At 64.5% G+C, this 24,291-nt stretch carries 23 protein-coding genes; 18 read left to right on the forward strand and 5 right to left on the reverse strand.

The genetic code is table 11. The features are described from left to right. Nucleotides 1-12: 12 nt before the first annotated feature. Complete coding sequence (locus QM588_RS08165; protein ID WP_283312548.1) at nt 13-897, forward strand: phosphoribosylaminoimidazolesuccinocarboxamide synthase; 885 nt, start codon at nt 13-15, stop codon at nt 895-897. After that, nucleotides 894-3,032 (forward strand): S9 family peptidase, encoded by a 2,139-nt coding sequence (locus QM588_RS08170; protein ID WP_283312549.1) that lies wholly within the window; start codon nt 894-896, stop codon nt 3,030-3,032. Before QM588_RS08165 ends, QM588_RS08170 begins: the two co-directional genes overlap by 4 nt. 39 nt (nt 3,033-3,071) lie before the next feature. Here the strand turns inward: QM588_RS08170 and QM588_RS08175 are convergent, their stop codons facing one another. Then, nucleotides 3,072-3,746, reverse strand: coding sequence for a response regulator (locus QM588_RS08175; protein ID WP_283312550.1), 675 nt, complete (start codon nt 3,744-3,746; stop codon nt 3,072-3,074). Then, entirely contained in the window at nt 3,743-5,236 is a 1,494-nt protein-coding gene (locus tag QM588_RS08180) for a sensor histidine kinase (protein ID WP_228139393.1), read from the reverse strand. Before QM588_RS08180 ends, QM588_RS08175 begins: the two co-directional genes overlap by 4 nt. A gap of 234 nt (nt 5,237-5,470) precedes the next feature. Between QM588_RS08180 and QM588_RS08185 the strand changes: the two genes are divergently transcribed. The 5 genes from QM588_RS08185 to QM588_RS08205 all read left to right on the forward strand — a co-directional run bounded on the left by QM588_RS08185 (nt 5,471) and on the right by QM588_RS08205 (nt 10,077). Continuing rightward, complete coding sequence (locus QM588_RS08185; protein WP_032386372.1) at nt 5,471-6,868, forward strand: cation:dicarboxylate symporter family transporter; 1,398 nt, start codon at nt 5,471-5,473, stop codon at nt 6,866-6,868. Between the two features lie 131 nt (nt 6,869-6,999). Continuing rightward, entirely contained in the window at nt 7,000-7,509 is a 510-nt protein-coding gene (locus QM588_RS08190) for a glutathione peroxidase (RefSeq protein ID WP_027495833.1), read from the forward strand. A 55-nt stretch (nt 7,510-7,564) separates the two neighbouring features. Then, nucleotides 7,565-8,266: a DUF2334 domain-containing protein gene (locus tag QM588_RS08195; RefSeq protein ID WP_283312552.1), complete on the forward strand. Its 702-nt coding sequence runs from the start codon at nt 7,565-7,567 to the stop codon at nt 8,264-8,266. A 186-nt stretch (nt 8,267-8,452) separates the two neighbouring features. Next, complete coding sequence (gene thiM, locus QM588_RS08200; protein ID WP_283312553.1) at nt 8,453-9,256, forward strand: hydroxyethylthiazole kinase; 804 nt, start codon at nt 8,453-8,455, stop codon at nt 9,254-9,256. Between the two features lie 182 nt (nt 9,257-9,438). After that, a complete protein-coding gene (locus QM588_RS08205; RefSeq protein WP_283312554.1) occupies nt 9,439-10,077 on the forward strand; it encodes an LppP/LprE family lipoprotein in 639 nt (212 codons plus the stop codon). On the opposite strand, the gene QM588_RS08210 is transcribed toward QM588_RS08205, so the two are convergent. Then, nucleotides 10,074-10,712: an MBL fold metallo-hydrolase gene (locus QM588_RS08210; protein ID WP_283312555.1), complete on the reverse strand. Its 639-nt coding sequence runs from the start codon at nt 10,710-10,712 to the stop codon at nt 10,074-10,076. The two genes, QM588_RS08205 and QM588_RS08210, sit on opposite strands and share 4 nt — an antisense overlap. A 100-nt stretch (nt 10,713-10,812) precedes the next feature. Here QM588_RS08210 and purS point away from each other — a divergent pair, with 100 nt between their 5' ends. The 4 genes from purS (at nt 10,813) to QM588_RS08230 (ending at nt 12,376) form a co-directional block, all read left to right on the forward strand. After that, complete coding sequence (purS, locus tag QM588_RS08215) at nt 10,813-11,049, forward strand: phosphoribosylformylglycinamidine synthase subunit PurS (RefSeq protein ID WP_283312557.1); 237 nt, start codon at nt 10,813-10,815, stop codon at nt 11,047-11,049. After that, on the forward strand, nt 11,046-11,723 hold the full coding sequence (gene purQ, locus QM588_RS08220) for a phosphoribosylformylglycinamidine synthase subunit PurQ (protein WP_283312558.1): 678 nt from the start codon (nt 11,046-11,048) through the stop codon (nt 11,721-11,723). Before purS ends, purQ begins: the two co-directional genes overlap by 4 nt. 34 nt (nt 11,724-11,757) lie before the next feature. Next, a complete protein-coding gene (locus QM588_RS08225) occupies nt 11,758-12,108 on the forward strand; it encodes a VOC family protein (RefSeq protein ID WP_283312560.1) in 351 nt (116 codons plus the stop codon). Between the two features lie 106 nt (nt 12,109-12,214). After that, nucleotides 12,215-12,376 (forward strand): hypothetical protein, encoded by a 162-nt coding sequence (locus QM588_RS08230; RefSeq protein WP_283312561.1) that lies wholly within the window; start codon nt 12,215-12,217, stop codon nt 12,374-12,376. 25 nt (nt 12,377-12,401) lie between these two features. Here the strand turns inward: QM588_RS08230 and QM588_RS08235 are convergent, their stop codons facing one another. Beyond that, complete coding sequence (locus tag QM588_RS08235) at nt 12,402-13,292, reverse strand: hypothetical protein (protein WP_283312562.1); 891 nt, start codon at nt 13,290-13,292, stop codon at nt 12,402-12,404. Nucleotides 13,293-13,347: 55 nt separating this feature from the next. On the opposite strand from QM588_RS08235, the gene QM588_RS08240 reads away from it, so the two are divergent. Beyond that, nucleotides 13,348-14,658, forward strand: coding sequence for a M18 family aminopeptidase (locus QM588_RS08240; protein ID WP_283312563.1), 1,311 nt, complete (start codon nt 13,348-13,350; stop codon nt 14,656-14,658). Between the two features lie 165 nt (nt 14,659-14,823). On the opposite strand, the gene QM588_RS08245 is transcribed toward QM588_RS08240, so the two are convergent. Then, a complete protein-coding gene (locus QM588_RS08245) occupies nt 14,824-15,588 on the reverse strand; it encodes a nucleoside phosphorylase (RefSeq protein ID WP_283312564.1) in 765 nt (254 codons plus the stop codon). A gap of 103 nt (nt 15,589-15,691) precedes the next feature. On the opposite strand from QM588_RS08245, the gene purL reads away from it, so the two are divergent. From purL to QM588_RS08275, 6 genes are all read left to right on the forward strand, one after another. After that, a complete protein-coding gene (gene purL, locus QM588_RS08250; RefSeq protein ID WP_283312565.1) occupies nt 15,692-17,983 on the forward strand; it encodes a phosphoribosylformylglycinamidine synthase subunit PurL in 2,292 nt (763 codons plus the stop codon). A 131-nt stretch (nt 17,984-18,114) separates the two neighbouring features. After that, nucleotides 18,115-19,791 carry an alpha/beta hydrolase gene (locus QM588_RS08255; RefSeq protein WP_283312854.1) on the forward strand — a complete coding sequence of 559 codons (1,677 nt, stop codon included), beginning with the start codon at nt 18,115-18,117 and terminating at the stop codon, nt 19,789-19,791. Then, nucleotides 19,788-20,414: a CPBP family intramembrane glutamic endopeptidase gene (locus QM588_RS08260; RefSeq protein ID WP_283312566.1), complete on the forward strand. Its 627-nt coding sequence runs from the start codon at nt 19,788-19,790 to the stop codon at nt 20,412-20,414. The genes QM588_RS08255 and QM588_RS08260 overlap by 4 nt, the downstream gene beginning before the upstream one ends. Nucleotides 20,415-20,420: 6 nt before the next feature. Further along, a complete protein-coding gene (locus tag QM588_RS08265; RefSeq protein ID WP_283312567.1) occupies nt 20,421-20,807 on the forward strand; it encodes a sterol carrier family protein in 387 nt (128 codons plus the stop codon). Nucleotides 20,808-20,931: 124 nt separating this feature from the next. After that, entirely contained in the window at nt 20,932-22,494 is a 1,563-nt protein-coding gene (gene purF / locus QM588_RS08270) for an amidophosphoribosyltransferase (protein ID WP_032367510.1), read from the forward strand. Between the two features lie 139 nt (nt 22,495-22,633). Further along, entirely contained in the window at nt 22,634-24,280 is a 1,647-nt protein-coding gene (locus QM588_RS08275; RefSeq protein WP_442972889.1) for an ABC transporter substrate-binding protein, read from the forward strand. Nucleotides 24,281-24,291 lie beyond the last annotated feature (11 nt).

Consider the following 24,291-nt stretch of genomic DNA (forward strand, 5'->3'; position numbering starts at 1 on the left):
GTGTTGAGCACCGTGCGACCATCATTGAGTAGCTACGAGCATCTGGCCGGCGGCAAGGTCCGCGATCTCTACACCATCGACGACGCGCATCTGCTGCTCGTCGCGAGCGATCGAATCTCGGCGTACGACCACATCCTCGACACCCCGATCCCGGACAAGGGACGTGTGTTGACGGCGATGAGCGTCTTCTTCTTCGAGGAACTCGGCGGTGTGAACCACCTGGCCGGCGATCCGCTCGACGAACGCATCCCCGCCGAACTGCTCGGCCGTGCGTTGGTAGTGAAGAAGCTGAACATGGTGCCGATCGAATGCGTCGCTCGCGGCTACCTCGCCGGGTCCGGGTTGGCGGACTACAACGCGACCGGAGCGGTGTGCGGCGTCGAACTGCGGCCCGGCCTGATCGAATCGAGCAAACTCGACGAGGTGATCTTCACTCCTGCCGCCAAGGCCGAACTCGGCGAGCACGACGAGAACATCACCTTCGACCAGGCCGTCGAACTGGTCGGTGCCGAGCTGGCCTTCAAGCTCCGCGAAGACACCATCGAGATCTATTCGCGTGCAGCCAACTTCGCTCTGGAACGCGGAATCATTCTCGCGGACACAAAGTTCGAGTTCGGTACCGACGCCGACGGCAACCTCGTGCTCGCCGACGAGGTGCTCACCCCCGATTCCTCGCGCTACTGGCCTGCTGATTCGTACGAAGAAGGTCGCGTTCAGCCCAGTTTCGACAAGCAGTTCGTTCGGGACTGGCTGACCGGCGAATCCGGCTGGGACCGTGCGTCCGACACCCCACCGCCATCGTTGCCCGACGACGTCGTCGCCGCAACGCGCAGCCGTTACATCGAGGCCTACGAGCGCATCTCGGGCCTGAACTTCGACGATTGGGTCACGCCATGACGATCACCCCTCCCGTTGCCAAGAAAGTGCCGCTCGAGCGCACTCATCACGGCGACACGTTCATCGACAACTACGAGTGGCTGCGCGCGAAGGAAGACCCCGAGGTGATCGCTTACCTCGAGGCCGAGAACGCGTACACCGAGCAGCAGACGGCCGGTCTGGAAGCACTCCGCGGCAAGATCTTCGACGAGATCAAATCGCGCACCCAGGAGACCGACCTGTCCGTGCCGACGCGCATGGGCCAGTGGTGGTACTACTCGCGCACCGTCGAGGGAAAGTCGTACGGCCTCCAATGCCGTTGCCCCGTCGACTCTCCCGACGACTGGACACCGCCGACACTGTCGTCCGATGTGGACGTGCCGGGGGAGCAGATCCTGCTCGACGCCAACGTCGAAGCGGAGGGTCACGACTTCTTCTCGCTCGGGGCATTCTCGATCAGCCTCGACGGCACGTTGCTGGCGTACTCGACCGACACCGAGGGCGACGAGCGGTACACGCTGCGTTTCAAGAACCTCGAGACCGGTGAGCTGCTCGCCGACACCATCGAGAACGTCGCGCCGGGAGCCACCTGGACCGCCGACGCCACCCACGTGTTCTACCTGACGGTCGACGAGTCCTGGCGTCCCGACACCGTCTGGCGGCACACCCTCGGCAAAGCCGAGGACGTCAAAGTGTTTCACGAGCCCGACGAGAGCTACTGGGTCGGATTCGGTTCCACGCGCAGTGAGAAGTACCTGATGATCTGGGTCGGCTCCAAGATCACCTCCGAGTGCCTCGTCCTGGAATCCACCGATCCCGAGGGCGAGTTCCGCGTCGTACTGCCGCGCACGGACGGCATCGAGTACAGCATCGAACACGCCGTCGTGGCCGGTGAGGATCGCTTCCTGATCACCCACAACGGCTCGGTCAACGGCTGGGGTACCGAGGGGGAGAAGGCCGAGAACTTCCTGCTCGCCGAGGCCCCGGTGAGCGATCCACTCGATCAGCGCATTCTGGTTCCGCATCGCGATGACGTCCGAGTCGAGGACATCGACGCCTTCGCCGGACACCTGATCTTCACCTACCGCCGAGAAGCGTTGACCCGCATGGCGATCTGGCCGCTGACCGACGAGGGATACGGCGAGTACCGCGAGCTCGAATTCGACGAGGAGCTCTACTCCGTCGGTGCGGGCTCGAACCCGGAATGGGATCAGCCGTTGCTGCGGATGGTCTACACCTCGTTCATCACGCCCGGTCAGGTCTACGACCTGGATATTGCGAGCGGGGAATTGCTGCTCCGCAAATCGCAGCCGGTTCTCGGTGAGTTCGACGCCGGCGACTATGTGCAGCATCGAGAGTGGGCGACCGCGCCGGACGGAACACAGATTCCGCTGTCGGTCATCGCTCGCAAGGACGTCCCCGAGGGGCCTGCGCCGACGCTGCTGTACGGCTACGGGTCGTACGAAGCATCGATGGACCCGTCGTTCTCGGTGGCGCGGTTGTCTCTGCTCGACCGCGGCATCGTCTTCGTCGTCGCACACGTGCGCGGCGGCGGCGAGATGGGTAGGCACTGGTACGACCAGGGCAAGACGCTGCAGAAGAAGAACACCTTCACCGACTTCATCGCTGCCGCACAGCATCTCATCGACACCGGCCGCACCTCACCGAAGCATCTGGTCGCCGACGGTGGCAGCGCAGGCGGACTGCTGATGGGAGCGGTGGCCAACCTTGCACCCGAGCTGTTCAACGGCATCCTTGCCAACGTGCCGTTCGTCGACCCGCTCACCTCCATCCTCGATCCGTCGTTGCCGCTGACGGTCATCGAATGGGACGAATGGGGAAACCCGTTGGCGGACAAGGAGGTGTACGAATACATGAAGTCGTACAGCCCCTACGAGAACGTCGAGGCCAAGGACTACCCGTCTATCCTCGCGATCACGTCCATCAACGACACCCGCGTCCTCTACGTCGAGCCCGCCAAATGGGTTGCGGCCCTGCGTGCCACGAAGGCGGGGGACTCGGATCTGCTGCTCAAGACCGAAATGAGCGCCGGACACGGCGGCGTGAGCGGTCGTTACGAGAAATGGAAGGAAGCGGCCTTCGAGTACGCCTGGATCGTCGACAAGACCGGTGCCCATGTGAGTGGAAATTCGTAGCCTGCTACGAATTTCCACTCACATGCGGCGCCAGCCGCTCTAACGCCACACATAGCGGACCTGCGGTCGCCCGGCCTTACCGTATTCGGTGTGCCGGGTGACCAGGCCGTCGTCGGCCAGTCGTTCGAGGTAGCGCCAGGCCGTCACCCGGGACACTCCGACGACTTTCGCGGCCTCGGAGGCGTTGAGGCCGTCGACGGATTGCTTGACGGAGGCGGTGATGCCGTCCATCGTCTGTGGGGCAATGCCTTTGGGGGTGGAGACGCGTTCGTCGGCCGTGCGCAGGTGTGCCATCGCACGGTCGATGTCTCGTTGACTCGACGCGTTCTCACCGGCGGGTAATGCATCGTGGAATTCGCGGTAGCGCTCGAGCTTGTCTCGAAACGCCGCGAACGTGAACGGCTTGAGCAGATACAGCACGATGCCGTGGGCCACGGCCGAACGCACTACCGACAGATCACGTTCGGAGGTGATGGCAATGACGTCGGGGCTCGGACGCAGGCCGCCGAGGGCCGCTGCCACGTCGATGCCACTGGCGTCGGGCAGCCCGATGTCGAGCAGCACCAGGTCGACGGGTTCGGTGCTGGCGAATCTCATGGCCGCAGCGCCTGTGTGCGCCACCCCGGCAACCTCGAAGCCCGGGGTGCGCTCGACGTACGTCTTGTGGGCCTCGGCGATGAGCGGTTCGTCGTCGACGATCAGTACGCGGATCACGACGTCGCTCCGGGGATGGTCGCAACCAACACCGACCCGTACGTCACTTCCGAGGTCAACGTGCCACCGTGCCGCGTGATCACCTGCGTCACCAACGCGAGGCCGAGTCCGCGAGATCCGGATTTGGTCGAGTATCCGCGCCGGAGAGCAGCTTTCAGGGTTTCCGGTGGCATGCCGGGACCGCTGTCGGCCACTCGGACGACGAGTTCACCGTCGGCGTCGCGAACCGTCACTTCGACCCACGGCTGGTCGGATTCTTTCGAGGCATCGATCGCATTGTCTATCAGATTGCCCACCAGCGTCACCAATTCGCGAGCAGTCAGAACCCCTTCGTGCTCCATCGCCGTGTCGTCGGTGATCGTCAGCTCGACGCCCTGTTCGGCAGCCTGGCTGACCTTGCCGAGCAACAGCGCCGCGAGCGCAGGCTCGCCGACCGCGTTCATCAACCGGTCGATGAGCGTCTGGGAGAGTTCGAGGTCGGCCGTCGCGAATTCGACGGCTTCTTCGGGCCGACCGAGTTCGACCATCGTGATGACCGTGTGCAACCGATTCGCCGCCTCGTGCGCCTGCGAGCGCAGTGACTCTGCGAAACTGCGCACCGAATCCAATTCGCCCATCAACGAACGCAACTCGGTCTGATCGCGAATCGTCAGGACGTTACCCAGGCGTTTGCCCTCCCACATGACCGGATCCTGGTTGACGACGAGTACGCGGTCCTTCGTCAGATGCAGCTCACCGCGGACGATCCCGGTGTCCATTTGTTGCATCGACTCCGGCAACGACGTCAGCGATACCGGCCCGTCCGGTAGGTCGAGAAGGCGTCGGGCCTCGTCGTTGACCAACTCCGCCTCGTCGCTGCGTCCGAACACCAACAGGCCCTCGCCGATGGAATGCAGAACGGCGTCGTGATGCTCGTACATCGTCCGCAATTCGGCCGGAGCCATTCCCAATGTCTGACGCCGTAGCCTGCGGCTGAGCAGCGTCGAACCGGCCGCAGCGACGACGAAGGCCGCGAGCACGACGGCGAGGATCAACGGCAGGCCTTGCAGGAACTGATCGCTGATCTTCTGGCGGGTGACTCCAGCGGACACGAGACCGACGATCTCGCCGTCGGTATCGGTGACGGGTGTGACCGCCCTGATCGACGGGCCGAGAGAGCCCACGTACGTCTCGGTGAACGTCTCGCCGAGCAGTGCGCGATCGATGTTGCCGCTGAACGGTTTACCGATCAGGTCGACGGTGGTGTGCGTGAAGCGGGTGCGATCGGGAGCCATGACGACAATGAAATCGACCCCGGTGACCTGCCTGATCTTCTCCGTTTCCGGCTGCAGACGAGACGTCGGGTCGTCGGATTCGATGGCCAGCGGCGTCGACGGTTCGTTGGCGATACTCACCGCGATCGCCGTCACCTCACGTCGGGTGGCGTCGTCGCTGTTGGACCTCTCGTTGAGGATCGTCAGTATCCCGCCGGCGAGAACGACGACGGCCATGACGACCAGTTGCAGGACCAAAACCTGGCCCGCCACGCTCAGCGGCCGCTTCGAGAACAACACATTCCTTTCGGACAAGAAACATCGATGTGAACAGAATGAACGTATAGGTGACTCCAGTCACTGGGTGCAGCAACATCATCTCTCAGCAGGGGTGACCCACCTCACTCCACCCGCGACAGTTACGAAGTCCGCAGTTCGACTCGCGCTTCACTTGAATCAGAAGGAACATTCATGACAACCATCGATGCGGAGCGGTTCGACAATCCGCCCACTGAGCCCAAGAAGAAGCGCGACAAGACTCACTGGCTCTACATCGCGGTGATCATCGCCGTCATCGCCGGAGTCATCGTCGGCCTGGTGTGGAAGGACTTCGGCGTCTCGCTGGCTGTGCTCGGCACGCTGTTCGTCAGCCTGATCAAGATGATGATCAGCCCGGTCATCTTCTGCACCATTGTCCTGGGCATCGGTTCGGTCCGCGCGGCAGCCAGTGTCGGTCGCGTCGGCGGCTTGGCCCTGGCCTACTTCCTCAGCATGTCCACCATCGCGCTCGGTATCGGCATGGTCGTCGGCAACCTGATCCAGCCCGGTGACGGTCTGGACATTCCGCCCAGCGGCGGAGCCGATGAACTGGTCAAGACGGCCGAGGCGGCCGGCGGCACGATGGACTTCATCGCAGGCATCATTCCGACCTCCCTGCTGTCGTCGCTCACCGCAGGCTCGGTACTGCAGACGTTGTTCGTCGCCATCCTCGTCGGCTTCGCCCTGCAGGCCATGGGCAAGAGCGGCGAAGGCATCCTCAAGGGCATCGGTGCAGTACAGAAGCTCGTCTTCCGCATCCTGACGATGATCCTGTGGCTCGCCCCGATCGGTGCCTTCGGTGCCATCGCCGGTGTCGTCGGCAAGACCGGATTCGACGCGGTACTGCAGCTCGGCACTCTGATGCTGGCCTTCTACGTCACCTGCTTCATCTTCGTGTTCTTCTTCCTCGGCCTGATCTTGAAGTTCGTTTCCGGCTTCTCGATCTTCAAGCTGGTCAAGTACCTGGCCCGTGAGTACCTGCTCATCGTCGCCACCAGCTCGTCCGAGTCGGCCCTGCCGCGTCTGATCGCCAAGATGGAACACGTCGGAGTCGAGCGCACCACCGTCGGCATCGTCGTCCCCACCGGTTACTCGTTCAATTTGGACGGCACCGCGATCTACCTGACGATGGCCTCGATCTTCATCGCCGACGCCATGAACCTGCCGCTCTCGATCCCCGAGCAGTTCTCGCTGCTGCTGTTCATGATCATCGCCTCCAAGGGCGCAGCCGGAGTCTCCGGAGCCGGACTGGCCACGCTAGCCGGCGGCCTGGAAAGTCATGCCCCTCAGCTGCTGGACGGCGTCCCGATCATTGTCGGAATCGACCGCTTCATGTCCGAAGCCCGCGCCGTCACCAACTTCTCGGGTAACGCCGTTGCCACCTTGCTGGTCGGCACCTGGACCAAGACCTTGGACAAGGAACGAGTCAACACGGTGCTCGACGGCAACCTGCCGTTCGACGAGGAAACCATGGTCGACGACCATTACCCCGAAGACGACGCACCCGCAGACAAGCAGGTCATCATCGAAAAGAACGCCGCCAAGGCATAAGAACCTGCCGGGCGACGCGCATCCCTCCGTCGCCCGGTTCGGAAGAACGCAAGTACGGCCCTGCCACCAGCGGGGTCGTACTTGCTTTTGTGCGTCGGTTCCATTCTGTCGGTACTCACAGGTAAGTTCGGATGATGACTGAAGTTCAGAACATCGGCATCAACACGCTGGGTGGTGCGCCCACCTCGCTCGACGAGTACGCCGGACGGGCCGTCCTCGTGGTCAATGTCGCATCCAAGTGCGGACTGACCCCGCAGTACGAAAAGCTGGAGAAGCTCGCCAACGAGTACTCCGCCAGTGGCCTGTCGGTCGTCGGGGTGCCGTGCAACCAGTTCGGTGGCCAAGAGCCCGGCACCGCCGAAGAAATCGAAACTTTCTGCTCCACCACGTACGGCGTCACGTTCGCGATGACCGAGAAGGTCGACGTCAACGGTGACAACCGGCACCCGCTCTACGCCGAACTGACCAAGACCGAGGACGCCGACGGCACAGCCGGAGACGTTCAGTGGAACTTCGAGAAGTTCCTGATCTCCCCGGATGGCGTCGTCACCAACCGGTTCCGCCCGCGCACCGAGCCGGACGCACCCGAGGTGCTCGCCGCGATCGACAAGATCCTGCCGAAGGAAACGATCGCCGTTTAGCTTCTGTCTGCATCGACGTCGAGCCTCGTTCACGCTGGTGTGCGAGGCTCGAGTCATGTCTGGACGCCTGATCGTGTCGGTGAGCGGAATCAAGAACGACACCTACGAGCATGCCGCCGAGTTCGCGCGAGAACTCGACGGACGGGGCGTCCCGCTGTCGCTGCTCGTCGCACCGCGCCTGAAAGACAAATACCGTCTCGCAGCCGACGTGCCCACCCAGGAGTGGTTGCGGGCCCGACGCGACGGCGGCGACGCCATCGTTCTGCACGGCTACGACCAGGCCGCGACGAAGCGTCGACGCTCCGAATTCTCCGCACTGCCGCGTCACGAAGCCCGACTTCGCCTGATGGCAGCCGACCGCGTGATGGAACAGACCGGCCTGCGTACCCGAGTGTTCGCAGCGCCGCGCTGGATCGCCTCACCCGGGGCCATCGAGGCACTGCCCGACGCAGGATTCCGAATGATCGCCTCGCTCAACGGTATTCACGACATCGACCGCGACGGCACCATCCGGTCTCGGGTATGGGGAATCGGCGAAGGCTTCAAAGCCGAACCCTGGTGGTTCAAAGCCCTCGTGCTCGGGGCCGGCCGCACCGCCCGACGCGGGGGAGTGGTGCGCCTGGCCATCAGCGCCAAACAACTCGGACGTCCCGCGCCGCGACAGGCAATCCTCGATGCCATCGACCTCTCCCTGCACCACGATGCCGCAGCCGGAGTCTACGAATGGATCCCGCGCACCAAAGCCCGCGTGGCCTGACTCCTCGCTGCCTCACCGCCGCCCCGCCCCAACCCCCGCCCCGCGTCAATGGACCATTGCACTCCCCAGACGTATGCACAGTGCCATTGACGTGCAGAGGGTAGCTGCGTGAATGTCACACTGCAGCGCTCAGACGTATGCGATGGTCCATTGACGCGGACGGGAGCGGTCGTAGACTCGAGAGCGATGAATGCCTCGTGTGTGACCCTGGACGACATCGTTGCCGCGCATCGACTGCTGCGTGATCGCAATCCGCTGGTGCAGTGTCTGACCAACACGGTGTCGGTGCAATTCGTAGCAAATGCTCTGCTCGCAGCAGGTGCAGCCCCAGCGATGGTCGACAATCCGGAGGAAGCGGCCGGCTTTGCCGAGATCGCCGACGCGGTACTGGTCAATCTCGGAACACCGACGGCCGCGCAAGTGGAAAGTTCGCGTCTGGCATCGGCTGCCGCGCGAGCAGCGGGTAAGCCGTGGGTACTCGATCCGGTGGGCGCAGGCGGTCTTCCCTGGCGAACTCAGGTGGCCGTCGAGCTACTTGCCAACCGGCCCAGTGTGATTCGCGCGAATGCGTCCGAGGTGATGGGACTCGCGGGCGCTGAGGGTGGATCGAGAGGCGTGGATTCGTCTGCGCACGTTGCGGATTCCGTCGACGCGGCGCGTTCGCTCCTCGACCGAGCCGAGGTCGTGGCGGCCTCGGGGGAGGTCGACCACATCTTCGGGCATGACTCCGTGGTGAAGATCGGCGGCGGAAGCGCACTGCTGCAACGAGTTACGGCCACCGGATGCGCATTGGGTGCGCTGACGGCGGCGTACTGCTCCGTTTCTCCGTCTGCGTTGATCGGTGCCGTCGCCGCGCACGCGCACGTGGCGGCCGCGTCGGAGATCGCTGCTCGCTCGACGTCGCGGCCGGGAACCTTCGCTGCTGCATTCTTGGACGGACTCGACGCGGTTGACGAGTCGGCACTGCGGGAATTGGTTCGGCTCGACTGACGAGTGCAACTGGCGCTCCACTCGGCGGCGACATCCGCTGATCTACCGCAGAGCGCACGACGAGTGGAGCAATAATCGCCTGCGCCGTGAATGTAACGACCCCTTGATCGAAATGTGATGTAACGGAACATGTTTACGAGGGGACATACCTGGCGTCGGGCAAATCGAACCAGGTGGTCTTCATGAAACGACTTCTACTCCTCGTAATCAGTGCAACAGCCCTCTTCGGCTGCGGCGGAGCGGAGCAAGGAACCCCCTCGGCGTCGCCGTCCTCGGCGGTTCCGCCGACCACCCAGGCAACCACCCAGGCAAGTCCGGCACCGGTGACACCCGACCCGGCCACCGTCACCGAAGGAACGCAGCCGCAGCGAACGCCCCCCGAGGAGGCCAGCGACCTGGTTCCCATGGGTCCGTCGGAAGCCGAGCCGCTGTGCCTGGATCTGACGTGGGGGCCGGTACCGCAGGCGGTGGACTCGCTGCCGCTCGTGTTCGCAGATTCACCGTGGGTCGCCACCGACATGGGCGATCCCTGTGCGTCGTTCACCTGGGTCGAAGCCCTGCCGTACGGGGCAACGGTGAGCTCGCCGACGCATCTGCTCTTCTTTCACGACGCCGAGTACCTCGGCACTGCGACGTTGGAGCCGTACGGGTTCACGTCGGTGGCGGCGCAATCCTCCGACACGATCACAGTGAATTACCGCTGGCCACTCGCCGGTGACGCGAATGCGAACCCGACCGGCGGACCCGCCACGATCGACTACCAGTGGGACGGAACGCAAGTGACCATGATCGGCACCCTTCCGCCCGAGGTCACCGGCTAGATCGAGACGGACGATTCCTCGGGTAGTTCGCGGATTTCGGCGTCGGACATGTCCTTGAAGCGGCCGTAGTAGATGCCCCTCGCCTGTTCGGCAACGACGGCCTGGTGAATGGGGAACGCCATCCTCGGTGCCACCGCACGGAGGAATTCGACCGTCTCGGACAGCTTCGACCACGGCGCTGCCGCGGGCAATGCCAGTACCTCGACCTGTTGCTCGGGAACGAACAACGAGTCACCCGGATGGAACAGTTGCCCCGGGTTCTCCGGAGTACCGAGCAGATAACCGGTGTTGTCGATCTCCGGCAGTTCCGGATGGATGACGGCGTGCGTGCCGCCGACGCCGGTGACGGTGATGCCGCCCACGGAGAAGGCCTTGCCCGCCGGGGCCGCGTTCCACTTGCCCCCGAGTTGGCCTGCCGTCATGGGATCGGCATGCAGCTCGGCGCGGGGATTGGCGTCGAGAAGTGCAGGAAGGCGCTGCAGATCGACATGATCGGGGTGCTGGTGAGTGACCAGGATGGCGTCGAGCCCGGTGATCCCCTCGAATCCGTGAGAGAACGTGCCGGGATCGAACAGCACCGTGGTGCCGTTGAGTTCGACCAGAACGCAGGAATGTCCGAAGTGTGTCAGCCGCATGCACTCCACAGTAAGCGCGGTTTCGCTCCGCTGGCCAGGGCTGCGTAGACTCCCACCTGCCGGTAACTGTCTTGCTGTACGTATTTCAAGGAGCGCTTTCGTGGCCCGAGTCGTAGTCGATGTCATGCCCAAGGCCGAGATTCTCGATCCGCAGGGTCAGGCCATCGCAGGTGCGCTGGGCAGGCTGGGAGTCTCCGGTGTGTCCGACGTTCGTCAGGGCAAGCGCTTCGAGCTCGAGATCGACGATTCCGTCGACGACTCCGAGCTCGAAAGAATTGCGGAATCGCTGCTCGCCAACACGGTGATCGAGGACTGGAAAGTGACCCGCATCTCATGAGCGCCCGCGTAGGAGTCATCACTTTCCCCGGAACTCTCGACGACGTCGACGCATCCCGCGCCGTGACTCTCGCCGGCGGCGAGGCCGTCAGCCTGTGGCACGCCGATGCCGATCTGAAGAACGTCGACGCCATCGTCGTCCCCGGCGGATTCTCGTACGGCGACTATCTGCGGGCCGGTGCGATCGCCCGCTTCGCTCCTGTGATGGAGTCCGTCGTCAAGGCGGCAGAGGGCGGGATGCCGATCTTGGGTATCTGCAACGGTTTTCAGGTGCTGTGCGAGGTCGGACTGCTTCCCGGTGCGTTGACGCGCAACGAGGGCCTGCATTTCGTGTGCCGCGACCAGTGGTTGAAGGTCGAGAATGCTGGTACGGCGTGGTCGTCGCGATACGAGCAGGATGCCGAGATCCTGATTCCGGTCAAGAACGCAGAGGGCCGGTTTCAGGCACCGCAGAACGTGCTCGACGAGCTCGAAGGCGAAGGCCGGGTCGTGTTCCGCTACAGCGGCACCAACCCGAACGGTTCGCAGCGCGGTATCGCCGGCATCTCGTCGGCAAACGGTCGAGTCGTCGGCCTGATGCCGCACCCCGAGCACGCCACCGAGCCACTGACCGGTCCCAGCGACGACGGCCTCGGCATCTTCTACTCGGCACTGGACGCGATCGTCAACGCCTGATTTTCGTGTCGGTGGGTGGGTCTAATCTTCCGCCATGACACTGACCCTGGGCATGATCACGTTCGATTCCACCGACCCGGGCCCGCTCGCCCGCTGGTGGGCCTCACAGGTCGACGGATCGATCGTCGAGGAGAACGACGGCTGGTTCTACGTCGTCGCCCTCGCTTCGGCCCCGTATCGGCTGGCCTTCCAGAAGGTCGACGACCCGACGCCGGGTAAGAATCGCGTCCACCTCGACGTGACGACCGAGAACCTCGACGACGAGGTCGCTCGGCTGGTCGAGTCGGGTGCGACCGAGATCCAACAGCACACCATGGGTGACTTTCGCTGGGTGACGCTGAGCGATCCCGACGACAACGTGTTCTGCGTATCCAGGGCGCACTGAGCGGCAAGGTGCTGCTGGCAGTTGCGGGCCGGTCTGCACGTCGCGCACTGGCGCAACCGCGCGAAACCGAGGACACTGACGGCGAGAGCGAGCAGGAGGACCCGCGATGACCACCACCGACGAACGCAACATCAAAGCACCGCGGCCAACGGTCGCCGCTGCCGCTGCCCGCGCGTACATCACCATGGCCGAACGCGATCAGCAACCCGTACCCGACTGGATTCGCGACGCTGCAGCGCGACGACCGACCATTCCACCGCCCGAATAGCGGGTCTACCGGCACGTCATCGCAGTCAGGCCGCGCACGCTCGCAGCTCCGCCAAAGTGGACTCGAAAATACCCGTAGGCCCATGCGTCACATCGCAGTACTCGCCGTCTCGCCAGAAGAACACCGAGCGCGACAGTGGGCTCGGTGTATCGCGAGAGAACACGTCGGCCAACTCGGCGAGTGCGGCGGCTGCCGAGACTGCGTCGTCGGCGTCGCGGGGCCGGTGAAAGGCGAATTCGTACGCGTTGGGGACTGCGAAAAGTACGCCGTACAGGCATTCGCCCAGATGCGACGAAATCAACGTGGTCATATCGGCGATCTTCGACGCAAGATAGATCGAATCGCCGTCGAGCACCTCGATGCAGACCCCCTCTCGTTCGAGCAACTGCGCTCCCTCGAATTCGATCGCGGCAGTGTTCTTCCGACCCGCGGCCCACGCAGCGTCGATGTCGCGACCCTCGAAGTGACTGTCGGACAACGTCAGAGCTCGATTCGGAGACGACAGATTCAACACCCGCCTCGGCGCATCGGGTGCCGCGAGCAGGGGAACCGAGTAACGGTACGAACCCACGGATTCCAATACGCACGGCGCAACGACGCGTTCACGGAGCTTCGAGTAGAACTCGTCGTCGGACAGGCCGGCGATGAACGCCGGAGCGGACTCGCGCATTGCCTCGATCATGACCTGGACGTGGCCGCCGATGATGCCGTCCCACGCCGACCGGGGTGCACCCGAGCAGCGGGCGAACACGTTGTCGAGCGGGAAGCGTGCACCCGACTCTGCACCGAGCGTGGTGGCGTCCTCACGGTGCACCACCACTCCGCGGGTACGAAATGCTTCGATGGTTTTCATTCGCACGATGGCGAGTGTGGTTGCGTGAGCGGCGTGTTGGTTCGGTATCGGCTCGATCTTCATGTTTCTCCCCCGGTCGGTGTGTGCTCTCGGGGTGTTCGACGCGGCGGCTGACACAATGGTTCCCATGTCGTCCTCTGCCTCTGCTGCCGGTCTCTGCAACTTCGTCGACGTCTCACCGTCCCCGTTCCATGTGTGTCGGACGGTATCGGTGCAACTCGAGGACGCCGGGTTCGTGCGTCTGGACGAGACCGATGCCTGGCCGACGGAAGCGGGCCGCTACTACCTGATCCGCGGCGGCTCACTCGTTGCCTGGAGCACCGAGCGCATCAATTCGGGTCGTTCCGCAGGCTCCACTCCTGAGGGCCCCTTCCGCATCGTCGGCGGACACACCGACAGCCCCAATCTCCGGGTGAAACAGCATCCTGATCTGGAGTCGGCGGGTTGGCAGATGGTCGGGCTGGAGCCGTACGGCGGTGCCTGGCTCAACTCCTGGCTCGATCGCGACCTGGGTATCTCCGGCCGGCTCAGCGTGCGTGACGGCAACACCGCCCGCGAGGTACTCGTCAAGGTGGACGAGCCGATCCTCCGAGTTCCGCAGCTCGCGATTCACCTGTCCGAGGACCGCAAAGGTGTCACGCTCGATCCGCAGCGACACGTCAATGCCATTTGGGGAGTGGGTAATTCGCCACGGTCCTTCGTCTCCTACGTCGCCGAGCGAGAAGGCGTCGATCCCGGTTCGGTACTGGGCTGGGAACTGATGACACACGACCTGGCACCCAGCGCGGTGGTAGGCGTCGAATCCGAGTTGGTCAGTGCGCCGCGTCTGGACAATCAGGGCACCTGTTACGCCGGAACGCAGGCTTTGCTTGCGGCAGTGGAGAATCCGACCGACGTCACTCCCGTGTTGGCTTTGTTCGACCACGAGGAAGTCGGCAGTATGTCCGACCGTGGCGCGTTCTCGGACCTGCTCAACACCGTGCTCGAACGCATCGTGCTGGGGCGCGGCGGCGGCCGCGAGGAATTTCTGCGCACGATGGCCGGATCCATCTGTGCTTCAGGCGATATGGCGCACGCGACACACCCGAACTACCCGGATCGGCACGAGCCCGCCCATCGCATCGAACTCGGCGGGGGGCCGGTACTCAAGGTCAACCAAAACCTGCGCTACGCAACCGATTCCGCGGGTGCAGGTGCATTCGCGCTGGCCTGTGAGCAAGCCGACGTACCGCTGCAGCGCTACGTCCATCGCGCGGATCTACCGTGCGGATCGACCATCGGGCCCATCACCGCGTCACGCACCGGGTTGTCGACAGTGGACGTCGGCGCAGCGCAGTTGGCCATGCACTCGTCGCGAGAGTTGATGGGGGCCGGCGACGTGAAGTCCTACGCCGACGCGCTGGCGGCCTTCCTCGCCCCTGCGCAGTAGCCGGTCGGTCAGTCGCAAACGCGCGCGCATTCGTTAGGTGCGCGGAGTTTCGTGCCCGATTCCGGGGCTGTTTCGCTCGCGTTTGGCGAACGCGCGCGCGTTTGCGAAATCCGGGGGGGTGAACCAGCGACCCGGAAGCGAACCCGAGACCAGCGACCCGAGGGCCTAGAGCGGATCGAGTTGCAGGCAGGCGTCTGCAGCGAGCCAGAACAACTGTTCGCGCACCGTCGTCGCCTTGGTCCAGCCGCGGTGGTCCCAGTCGGCGGCCAAGGAGTCGCCTGCGTAGAGCAGTTGCGCGAATCGGACTCCACGGAATCGGGCGACTGCGCAGAAGGCCGACGCTTCCATGTCGACCGTTCGGCAGCCTTCCTCGACGCGGCGCGAGACTCGGCCGCGGGTTTCGCGGTAGAGCGCGTCGGTGGTCCAGGAGCGGCCGGTGACGAAGTCGATGCCGGCGTCGGTCAGTACCGACTGGAGTACGGCCACTCCGGCGGGATCGGCGTCGACCACTCGGCCCGGCGGCAGGTAGTGGAACGAGGTGCCCTCGTCGCGGACGGCGCTGTCGACCACCATGACGTGTCCCATGCCCAGGTCGTCGGACAGCGCTCCGGCACCGCCGACGGCGACGAACTGCGTGCAGCCCATCGCGATGGCCTCTTCGAGGAACAGGGCGGCCAGCGGTGCGCCGACTCCCGGGTGGAAGACGGCGAGCTTCTGTCCGCCTCGTTCGATCTCGTAGACGGGGTGTTCGCCGTGCTCGGAGCGCATGATCGACACCACTCGGGCGTCGCCTTTCGCGCAGATGCTCTCGATCACCTCGGCGAAGAAACAGACGACGGCTTTCGGCGGTACGTCGACTCCCTTGGCTACCATCGACGGGTCGATGACGCCCGTTTCGTCCAGATCGTCCTCGGTCAGTGCAATGTCCATCAGGTGATGTTCGCACGAGGCCGATACGTCCGATGCCGTAGATGTCGGGGGCACCTTATAGACTCTCCCTGGCATTTCGCTCCATCGAAGGGACCTATTCCTCGTGTCCGCTAGCTCTGTACCCACAGACACTGTCTCGAACGCCGTCGCCACCCCCGACGTTGCGCAGCCGTACAAGGAACTCGGACTCAAGGACGACGAATACGTCCGCATCAAGGAAATCCTCGGCCGTCGGCCCACGGACGCCGAATTGGCGATGTATTCCGTCATGTGGAGCGAGCACTGCTCGTACAAGTCCTCGAAGGTGCACCTGAAGTACTTCGGTGAGACCACCACCGACGAGATGCGCAAGCCGATGCTCGCCGGTATCGGTGAGAACGCGGGCGTCGTCGACGTCGGCGACGGCTGGGCCGTCACGTTCAAGGTCGAGAGCCACAATCACCCGTCGTACGTCGAGCCCTACCAGGGTGCGGCGACGGGCGTCGGCGGCATCGTCCGCGACATCATGGCGATGGGCGCTCGTCCGATCGCCGTCATGGACCAGCTGCGATTCGGTGCTGCCGATGCACCCGATACGCGCCGCGTCCTGAGCGGCATCGTCGCAGGCGTCGGCGGGTACGGAAACTCCCTCGGCCTGCCCAACATCGGCGGCGAGACGGTGTTCGACGCCTCCTACGCCGGTAACCCTCTGCTCAACGCCCTGTGTGCCGGTGTCATGCGGGTCGAGGACATGCACCTGGCGTTCGCGTCGGGTCTGGGTAACAAGATCATTCTGTTCGGTGCCCGAACGGGTCTCGACGGCATCGGCGGCGTGTCGGTGCTGGCGTCGGAGACGTTCGATGGTGACGAGACCGGTGGCGGCAGAAAGAAGTTGCCTGCGGTTCAGGTGGGCGACCCGTTCACCGAGAAGGTGCTCATCGAGGCCTGCCTCGAGCTGTACTCCAACAAGCTGGTAGTCGGCATCCAGGATCTCGGCGGTGCCGGATTGTCTTGTGCTACTTCGGAACTCGCATCTGCGGGCAGCGGCGGTATGCACATCGAGCTGGAGAAGGTGCCGATGCGCGCCACCGGCATGACTCCGGCCGAGGTGCTCTCGAGCGAATCCCAGGAGCGCATGTGCGCCGTGGTGACCCCCGAGAACGTCGACGCATTCATGGCCGTCTGCAAGAAGTGGGACGTGCTGGCCACGGTCATCGGTGAGGTCACCGACGGCGAACATCTCCAGATCACCTGGCACGGCGATACGGTCGTCGATGTACCGCCGAAAACCGTTGCGCACGAAGGCCCGGTGTACAACCGTCCGGTGCAGCGCCCGGACACCCAGGACGCGTTGATCGCGAACAGCACGGCGTCGCTGAAGCGTCCGGAAACCGCGGACGAGCTGAAGGCCACTCTGCTGAAGATGATCGGCTCGCCGCAGCTGTGCAGCCGCCGATTCATCACCGAGCAGTACGACCGCTACGTCCGCGGCAACACCGTGCTGGCCGAGAACGCCGATGCAGGCGTCATCCGCATCGACGAGAAGACCGGTCGCGGAATCGCTTTGGCCACCGACGCGTCGGGCCGCTACACCGCACTCGACCCGTACCAGGGCGCGCAGCTGGCTCTGGCCGAGGCGTTCCGCAACGTCGCGGTCACCGGCGCCACTCCCAAGGCCGTCACCAACTGCCTGAACTTCGGTTCGCCGGAGGACCCGGGTGTCATGTGGCAGTTCCAGCAGGCCGTACGCGGTTTGGCGGACGGGTGTGTCACCCTCGGCATCCCGGTCACCGGCGGCAACGTCAGCTTCTACAACCAGACCGGCGCGGAGCCGATCCTGCCGACCCCCGTGGTCGGAGTGCTGGGCGTCATCGACGACGTCCATCGCCGCATCCCGACGGGGCTCGGCCTCGAGCCCGGCGAGACGCTCATCCTGCTGGGGGAGACCCACGACGAGTTCGACGGGTCCATCTGGGCGCAGGTCGAGCACGATCACCTCGGCGGCGTTCCGCCGAAGGTCGATCTCGCTCGGGAGCAGTTGTTGGCAGACATCCTGCTCGCATCCTCCCGCGACGGCCTCGTCTCGGCAGCACACGACCTGTCCGAGGGTGGTCTCGCTCAGGCCGTCGTCGAGGCTGCCTTGGCCGGCGAAACCGGTTGTCGCATCATCGTTCCCGAGGGCGCAGACCCGTTCGTGACCTTGTTCTCCGAATCCTCCGGCCGGGTCCTGGTCGCCGTGCCGCGCACCGAGGAGACCCGGTTCACCGGCATGTGCACCGCACGCGGACTTCCGTGGGCGCGCGTCGGCGTCGTCGACGAGGGCTCGGATTCGATCGAGGTCCAGGGGCAGTTCTCCGTGCCGATGACGGAACTGCGTGAGACGTTCGAGAGCACTCTTCCCAGACTCTTCGGCTGACCGAGGTGGGGGGACAGGTATCGGAGCGTCGAAGGGGGACCGAGCCCACACTCGAGCAGGACCAGCATCATCGGTATCACTTTCCGACAGTGGAGTTCTCGGCTCCGTCGCCGGAGAAGCATCCGTTCGTCATGTGGTCGTGGGGTCTGCTGCGTCTGGACTTCACCGGAATCGCGTTCAGCGCGTTGTTCTTCTGCTGGTCGCTGACGCCGTCGTTGCTCCCTCGCGGATGGCTGTTCCAAGGCATCATCGGCGGCATCAACTCGGCTATCGGGTACGCCTTCGGGGTGGCCGTGGGTTGGGCGGTGACGCGATGGTGGCTGTCGTCGCGCTCGTGGTGGCCGCTGCCGCGCAAGGTCGAACTCGCAGTCAAGGTCCTCGTACTCGTCGCCGCCGTCGCTGCGTCGATGATCATGCTGGCGGTCTCGGCGCAGTGGCAGCGTGAGCTCTCCGCGCTCATGGACGCGGAGGGGACCACCACGACGGGGTACTTCCGCACCGGGGCGTTGAGTATTGCCATTGCCGCACTGCTCATTTCGATCTCGCGGGTGCTACGCGACGTCGTCCGGTTGCTGGCCCGTCAGATCAATCGCATCGTGAAGATGCCGCGCGAGGTGGCCAATGCACTCGGCGTGATCGTTCTGGTGGTGTTGGTCGTCGCCCTGGTCCAGGGTGTGCTGTTGCGTGCGGTCTCCGAAGTGACCAACTCGGTGTTCAGTCTGCAGAACGACGAAACGCGAGAGGGCACAGAACAACCCGTCGCCGACGAGAGGTCGGGTAGCCCGAATTCGTTGGCTCCGTGGGACACACTCGGATTCGAGGGTCGCAACTTCGTCTCCAGCGGCCTGCGAGCCGACGAGATGGAACGGGCCACCGGACGTCCGAGTCTCGAACCGATCAGGGCCTACGCGGGGTTGGAAACCGCAGAGACTCAGGCCGAACGACTCGACATCGTGGTCGCCGAACTCGAACGCACCGGCGCGTTCCAACGCAAAGCGCTCATCGTCGTGCCGACCACCGGCACCGGCTGGGTCAACCCGACCGCCGTCGAGGCCGAAGAGCTGATGTTCGACGGCGATGTCGCCACCGTCGCCTCGCAGTACTCGTACCTGCCGAGTTGGATCTCGTTCATCGCCGAGGGCGACAAAGCCGCCCAGGCAGGCAAGGCGCTGATCGACAGAGTGCACGACCGGTGGCTGCAGGAGCCGGAGGCCACCCGTCCCAAGTTCTACGTCTACGGCGAAAGTCTGGGGACGAAGTCGGGTGAAGGTGCGTTCGACGGGTTGGCGGACATCCGCGCCACCACCGACGGCGTCCTGTGGGTGGGTCCGCCGAACGACAACCGCATCTGGAGTCAGTTCGTCAGCAGGCGTGATCCGGGCAGCCCCGAGGTTCGGCCGGTGTACTCCGAGGGCCTGACGGTTCGCTTCGCCGACAATTCGTCGGGCATCCCGCCGGAGGATCAGCCCTGGTACGCCCCACGAATCTTGTACGTCCAGCATGCGTCGGATCCGGTGGTCTGGTGGTCACCCGACCTGCTGTTCGAGCGTCCGGACTGGCTGTCCGAGCCGCCGGGGCCGGACAGACTGCCGAGCATGCGCTGGTTCCCGGTGGTGACGTTCTGGCAGGTGGCAGCCGACCTGACCAACGCTGCGGGCGTCCCCGACGGCCACGGCCACAACTACGGAACTCTCGTGCTCGACGGCTGGGTGGCCGTCGCCGCGCCCGAGGGCTGGACTGACCGCGACACCGAACGAGTCCGCGGTGTCATGGAGCAATTCGCCGGACGAGACGGTCCCGAGAAGTGAGAACCGCTCTGACGGCCGGAGTGGAGCCTGCGGAACGACCCATTCTGACCGGACTCGCGACAACGGCGTGGGGCACCTACCTCCTCCCCACGCTCGGTCTCGATGCCCGTGCGCGGGCGGTGGCCAACGCCTCGTTCGCAGTGGGTGTGGCCACTGTGTCTCGAAAGAGCGCGGACGAGCTCGGTCTGCGCAATACCGCTGCCGGCCTGAAGTGGGGCGCTGTGGCGGCGGCGATTCCTGTCCTCGGGTCTGCCGTCGTCGCCGCAATTCCGGCGCTGCGACGCCGCGTCCGACCGTCCGAGGACGATCTCGCGGAGTGGGTGCTGTTCCGAATTCCGGTGGGGACGGTGCTGACCGAAGAGTTGCTCTTCCGCGGTGTGCTCGACGCTGCATCGCCTGCCCTGTCGCCGATCTTCTTCGGACTGTGGCACATTCGACCCGCCCGCGCCGCCGGGGATTCCGTGGTCGGGACCGTCGCCGCGACGACCGTCGCCGGGGTGGTGTTCTCGTGGCTGCGTGCGCGGAGCGGCAGTGTGCTCGCCCCAGCTGCGCTGCACTACGCACTCAATGCGAGCGGTGCCGTGTTGGCGCATCTCGCGGCTACCGAACGCGAAAGGAGCTGACCGGCGATGCCACCGCACAAGGAGGTCGGGCCTGCCGAGGTTCGCGAGGCCGTTCTGGCCGTCGCGGGCTGGATCAGAGGCGAGGCCGAGAAGCCTCCGCGGGCACAGATCGCCGCCGCCGTGCGCACCACGGCCAGGACCCTCGGTCAGAACGCACCGGGGTCGTCGGTGGAGGTGCGGGTACCACCGTTCGTCGCGGTGCAGTGCATCGTCGGTCCTCGGCACACCAGAGGAACCCCGCCGAACGTCGTCGAAACCGATGCTCTGACATGGCTTCAGGTGGCTACCGGGACCCGTGATTTCGCCGAGGCGCTCGGCGACGGCTCGATCGACGCGTCCGGCAGCCGGGCCGTCGAGGTGGGTCGTTGGTTGCCGTTGCTGACCATCGCGTGACCGTCGAAATTCAGCGGCCGTTCGGTCGTCGGGAATCTCCTGGACACACGATGCGTTGTGTCAGCCCGTGTGCCCGTAGACTGGGTACGGCCCCCCGCCCCGGACCCCCTAGGGAGCAATGCCCGTGACCAACGCCGATTTGTCGGTCGACAGTCCGAATCTTCTGGTAGGCAAACCCATCGACGAGCCGGAGAACGAGCCGCGCGAAGAGTGTGGAGTGTTCGGTGTGTGGGCACCGGGCGAGGACGTGGCCAAGCTCTCGTACTACGGCCTCTACGCACTGCAGCACCGTGGTCAGGAAGCCGCAGGCATCGCGGTGTCCGACGGCTCCCAGGTGCTCGTGTTCAAGGATCTCGGCCTGGTCAGTCAGGTCTTCGACGAGCAGACACTCGGCGCGATGCCCGGGCATGTGGCCATCGGTCATTGCCGTTACTCCACGAGTGGTTCGGTGACGTGGGAGAACGCGCAGCCGATCTTCCGTACCACCACTGCCGGTACCGGTATCGCGCTCGGGCACAACGGCAATCTGGTGAATTTCGCCGAACTCGCCACCAAGGCTCGCGATGCGGGCCTGATCAGCGATCGGTTGCAGGGCAACGGCACGTCGGATTCCGATGTCGTGACGGCACTGCTGGCGCACAAGGCCGCCGACTGCACCATCGAGCAGGCGGCCATGGAATTGCTTCCGCTGCTCAAAGGCGCGTTCTGCCTGACCTTCATGGACGAGCACACTCTCTACGCCGCGCGTGATCCGCACGGCGTTCGGCCGCTGTGCCTCGGTCGCCTCGATCGCGGCTGGGTCGTCGCCAGCGAGACCGCAGCACTCGACATCGTCGGTGCGGCGTTCGTCCGCGACATCGAGCCCGGCGAACTGTTGGCGATCGATGCCGACGGCGTTCGGTCCTCGCGTTTCGCTGCACCCGAGCCCAAGGGCTGCGTGTTCGAGTACGTCTATCTCGCACGGCCCGACAGCGTCATCGGCGGTCGCTCGGTGCACTCGACACGGGTGGAAATCGGACGTCGCCTCGCCAAGGAGCATCCGGCCGAGGGCGATCTGGTCATCCCGGTGCCCGAGAGCGGAACTCCGGCAGCCGTGGGCTTCGCCCAGGGCTCGGGAATCCCGTACGGCCAGGGGCTCATGAAGAACGCGTACGTGGGCCGCACGTTCATTCAACCGTCGCAGACCATTCGGCAGCTCGGTATTCGGCTCAAGCTCAACCCTCTCAAAGAGGTCATTCGCGGCAAAAGGCTCGTGGTGGTGGATGATTCGATCGTTCGCGGCAACACGCAGCGGGCTCTGATCAGGATGCTGCGCGAGGCCGGTGCCCTCGAGATCCACGTACGTATCGCGTCCCCGCCGGTGCGGTGGCCCTGCTTCTACGGCATCGACTTCGCTTCTCCCGCAGAGCTGATCGCCAACGGTGTCGATTCCGAGGACGGAATCCTCGAGGGCGTCCGGCAGGCCATCGGTGCCGATTCATTGGGCTACATCTCCATCGACGGCATGATCGCGGCGTCGGAGCAGCCCGAATCGCGCTTGTGTGCAGCATGTTTCACCGGGAAGTACCCCATCGATCTGCCCGCGGACAATGCACTCGGCAAGCACGTGCTCGAGGGTCTGTTGGCGTCGGCCGCTGGGCAACCCGTGGACAACGACGCGAATGTGAGCGCTCTCAGCCGCCCTTGACCTGGTCTTTTCCGTAAGGGAACAGCAGGGTTTTCTCAATGCCACATATTGGAAACAGTCCATCGGTACTGTCCCGAGTTACATAGGACACACCGATTGGATAGAGGCTCAGATGACCCTGTCGCCCGACGACGGACGCATGCAGCGCTACAGCGCCGCATCACGAACGGCTGTGCGTAAGCACGGCAAGAAGACCGCCGCAGTGGCCGCACTGTCGGTACTCGCACTGACCGCCGCAGCGTGCGGTTCGGGACGCACCGATGCCGGTGGATCCGGCGACGGCGGCGGTGGCGGTGAGACCATCACGGTCGGCACCACGGACCAGGTCACCTCGCTCGACCCGGCCGGCTCGTACGACAACGGATCGTTCATGGTGATGAACCAGACGTATCCCTTCTTGATGAACTTCGCTCCCGGTAGCTCAGAGCTCGAGCCCGATGCGGCCGAGAGCTGCGATTTCGCGGAGCCGACCGTCTACAAGTGCACGCTCAAGGACGACCTGAAGTTCGCCAACGGCAATCCGCTCACGAGCGAGAGCGTCAAGTTCTCGTTCGACCGCATCGTCGCGATCAACGATCCGAACGGGCCGGCGTCGCTGCTGACCAATCTCGACAGCATCGCGACACCGGACGAGAAGACGGTCGAATTCACTCTCAAAGCGGCCAACGATCAGACGTTCCCGCAGATCCTCGCGACACCCGCGGGCCCGATCGTCGACCAGACGGTGTTCCCGGCCGACAAGGTGCTCGACGACGATGCAGTGGTTGCGGGCAAGCCGTTCGCCGGCCCGTACTCCATCTCGAGCTACGGAAAGAACTCGCTCGTGAGCTTCGTGGCCAACGGGGACTACAACGGCATTCTCGGTACTCCGAAGACGTCGTCGGTCAACGTGAAGTACTACACCAGCTCGGACAACCTGAAGCTCGATGTGCAGAACAAGGCCATCGATGTGGCGTGGCGTTCCCTCACCCCGACCGACGTCGAATCGCTGGGAGCCGTCGACGGCCTGACGGTGCACGAGGGACCCGGCGGCGAGTCCCGCTACATGGTCTTCAACATGAACACGATGCCCGGCAACACCCCCGAGCAGAAGTTGGCCGTGCGCAAGGCAATTGCGGCCTCGGTCGATCGCCAGGCGCTCTCCGACGGCGTCTACAAGGGCACGTACACCCCGCTGTACTCCGTGGTTCCGACCGGTCTCGAGGGTTCGAACAAGGCCTTCTCCGACGTCTACGGTGAGACCCCCAACAAAGACGAGGCTGCCGGGTTCCTCTCGGCCGCAGGCGTGGCCACTCCGATCCAACTCAACCTGCAGTACAACCCGGATCACTACGGCTCGAGCTCGAGCGAGGAGTACGCCGCGATCAAGAGTCAGCTCGACGCGACGGGCTTGTTCAACGTCAATCTGCAGTCCACCGAGTGGAGCACGTACACCAAGGAACGTGTCGCCGACGCGTACCCGGTCTACCAGCTCGGCTGGTTCCCGGACTACCCCGATGCAGACAATTACCTGACGCCGTTCTTCGGACCGGACAACTTCCTCCAGTCGCATTTCGAGAACCCGGAGATCACGTCACTGCTCGACCTCGAGCGCACGACGGCCGACGAGAACGCTCGGATGCAGATCATCGGACAGATTCAGACCGAGCTCGCGACCAACTACCTGCCCACCCTTCCGCTGTTGGAGGGCAAGCAGATCGCCGTCGCCACCGATGCGATCAGCGGCGTCGACGAGACCCTCGACGCCTCGTTCAAGTTCCGCTTCGTCACTCTCGCCAAGAGCTGACCGGTGCCCGC

The sequence above is a fragment of the Rhodococcus sp. IEGM 1354 genome, assembly GCF_030056855.1.
GTDB lineage: Bacteria > Actinomycetota > Actinomycetes > Mycobacteriales > Mycobacteriaceae > Rhodococcoides.

What these genes read in the sequence shown, in the direction of transcription:
- QM588_RS08170 (WP_283312549.1), top strand. Translation starts at nt 894, where the DNA reads ATGACGATCACCCCTCCCGTTGCCAAGAAAGTGCCGCTCGAGCGCACT.
- QM588_RS08180 (WP_228139393.1), bottom strand. Translation starts at nt 5,236, where the DNA reads ATGGCCGTCGTCGTTCTCGCCGGCGGGATACTGACGATCCTCAACGAG.
- QM588_RS08185 (WP_032386372.1), top strand. Translation starts at nt 5,471, where the DNA reads ATGACAACCATCGATGCGGAGCGGTTCGACAATCCGCCCACTGAGCCC.
- QM588_RS08190 (WP_027495833.1), top strand. Translation starts at nt 7,000, where the DNA reads ATGATGACTGAAGTTCAGAACATCGGCATCAACACGCTGGGTGGTGCG.
- QM588_RS08195 (WP_283312552.1), top strand. Translation starts at nt 7,565, where the DNA reads ATGTCTGGACGCCTGATCGTGTCGGTGAGCGGAATCAAGAACGACACC.
- thiM (WP_283312553.1), top strand. Translation starts at nt 8,453, where the DNA reads ATGAATGCCTCGTGTGTGACCCTGGACGACATCGTTGCCGCGCATCGA.
- QM588_RS08205 (WP_283312554.1), top strand. Translation starts at nt 9,439, where the DNA reads ATGAAACGACTTCTACTCCTCGTAATCAGTGCAACAGCCCTCTTCGGC.
- QM588_RS08210 (WP_283312555.1), bottom strand. Translation starts at nt 10,712, where the DNA reads ATGCGGCTGACACACTTCGGACATTCCTGCGTTCTGGTCGAACTCAAC.
- purQ (WP_283312558.1), top strand. Translation starts at nt 11,046, where the DNA reads ATGAGCGCCCGCGTAGGAGTCATCACTTTCCCCGGAACTCTCGACGAC.
- QM588_RS08225 (WP_283312560.1), top strand. Translation starts at nt 11,758, where the DNA reads ATGACACTGACCCTGGGCATGATCACGTTCGATTCCACCGACCCGGGC.
- QM588_RS08230 (WP_283312561.1), top strand. Translation starts at nt 12,215, where the DNA reads ATGACCACCACCGACGAACGCAACATCAAAGCACCGCGGCCAACGGTC.
- QM588_RS08235 (WP_283312562.1), bottom strand. Translation starts at nt 13,292, where the DNA reads ATGAAGATCGAGCCGATACCGAACCAACACGCCGCTCACGCAACCACA.
- QM588_RS08240 (WP_283312563.1), top strand. Translation starts at nt 13,348, where the DNA reads ATGGTTCCCATGTCGTCCTCTGCCTCTGCTGCCGGTCTCTGCAACTTC.
- QM588_RS08245 (WP_283312564.1), bottom strand. Translation starts at nt 15,588, where the DNA reads ATGGACATTGCACTGACCGAGGACGATCTGGACGAAACGGGCGTCATC.
- QM588_RS08255 (WP_283312854.1), top strand. Translation starts at nt 18,115, where the DNA reads ATGTGGTCGTGGGGTCTGCTGCGTCTGGACTTCACCGGAATCGCGTTC.
- QM588_RS08265 (WP_283312567.1), top strand. Translation starts at nt 20,421, where the DNA reads ATGCCACCGCACAAGGAGGTCGGGCCTGCCGAGGTTCGCGAGGCCGTT.
- QM588_RS08275 (WP_442972889.1), top strand. Translation starts at nt 22,634, where the DNA reads ATGCAGCGCTACAGCGCCGCATCACGAACGGCTGTGCGTAAGCACGGC.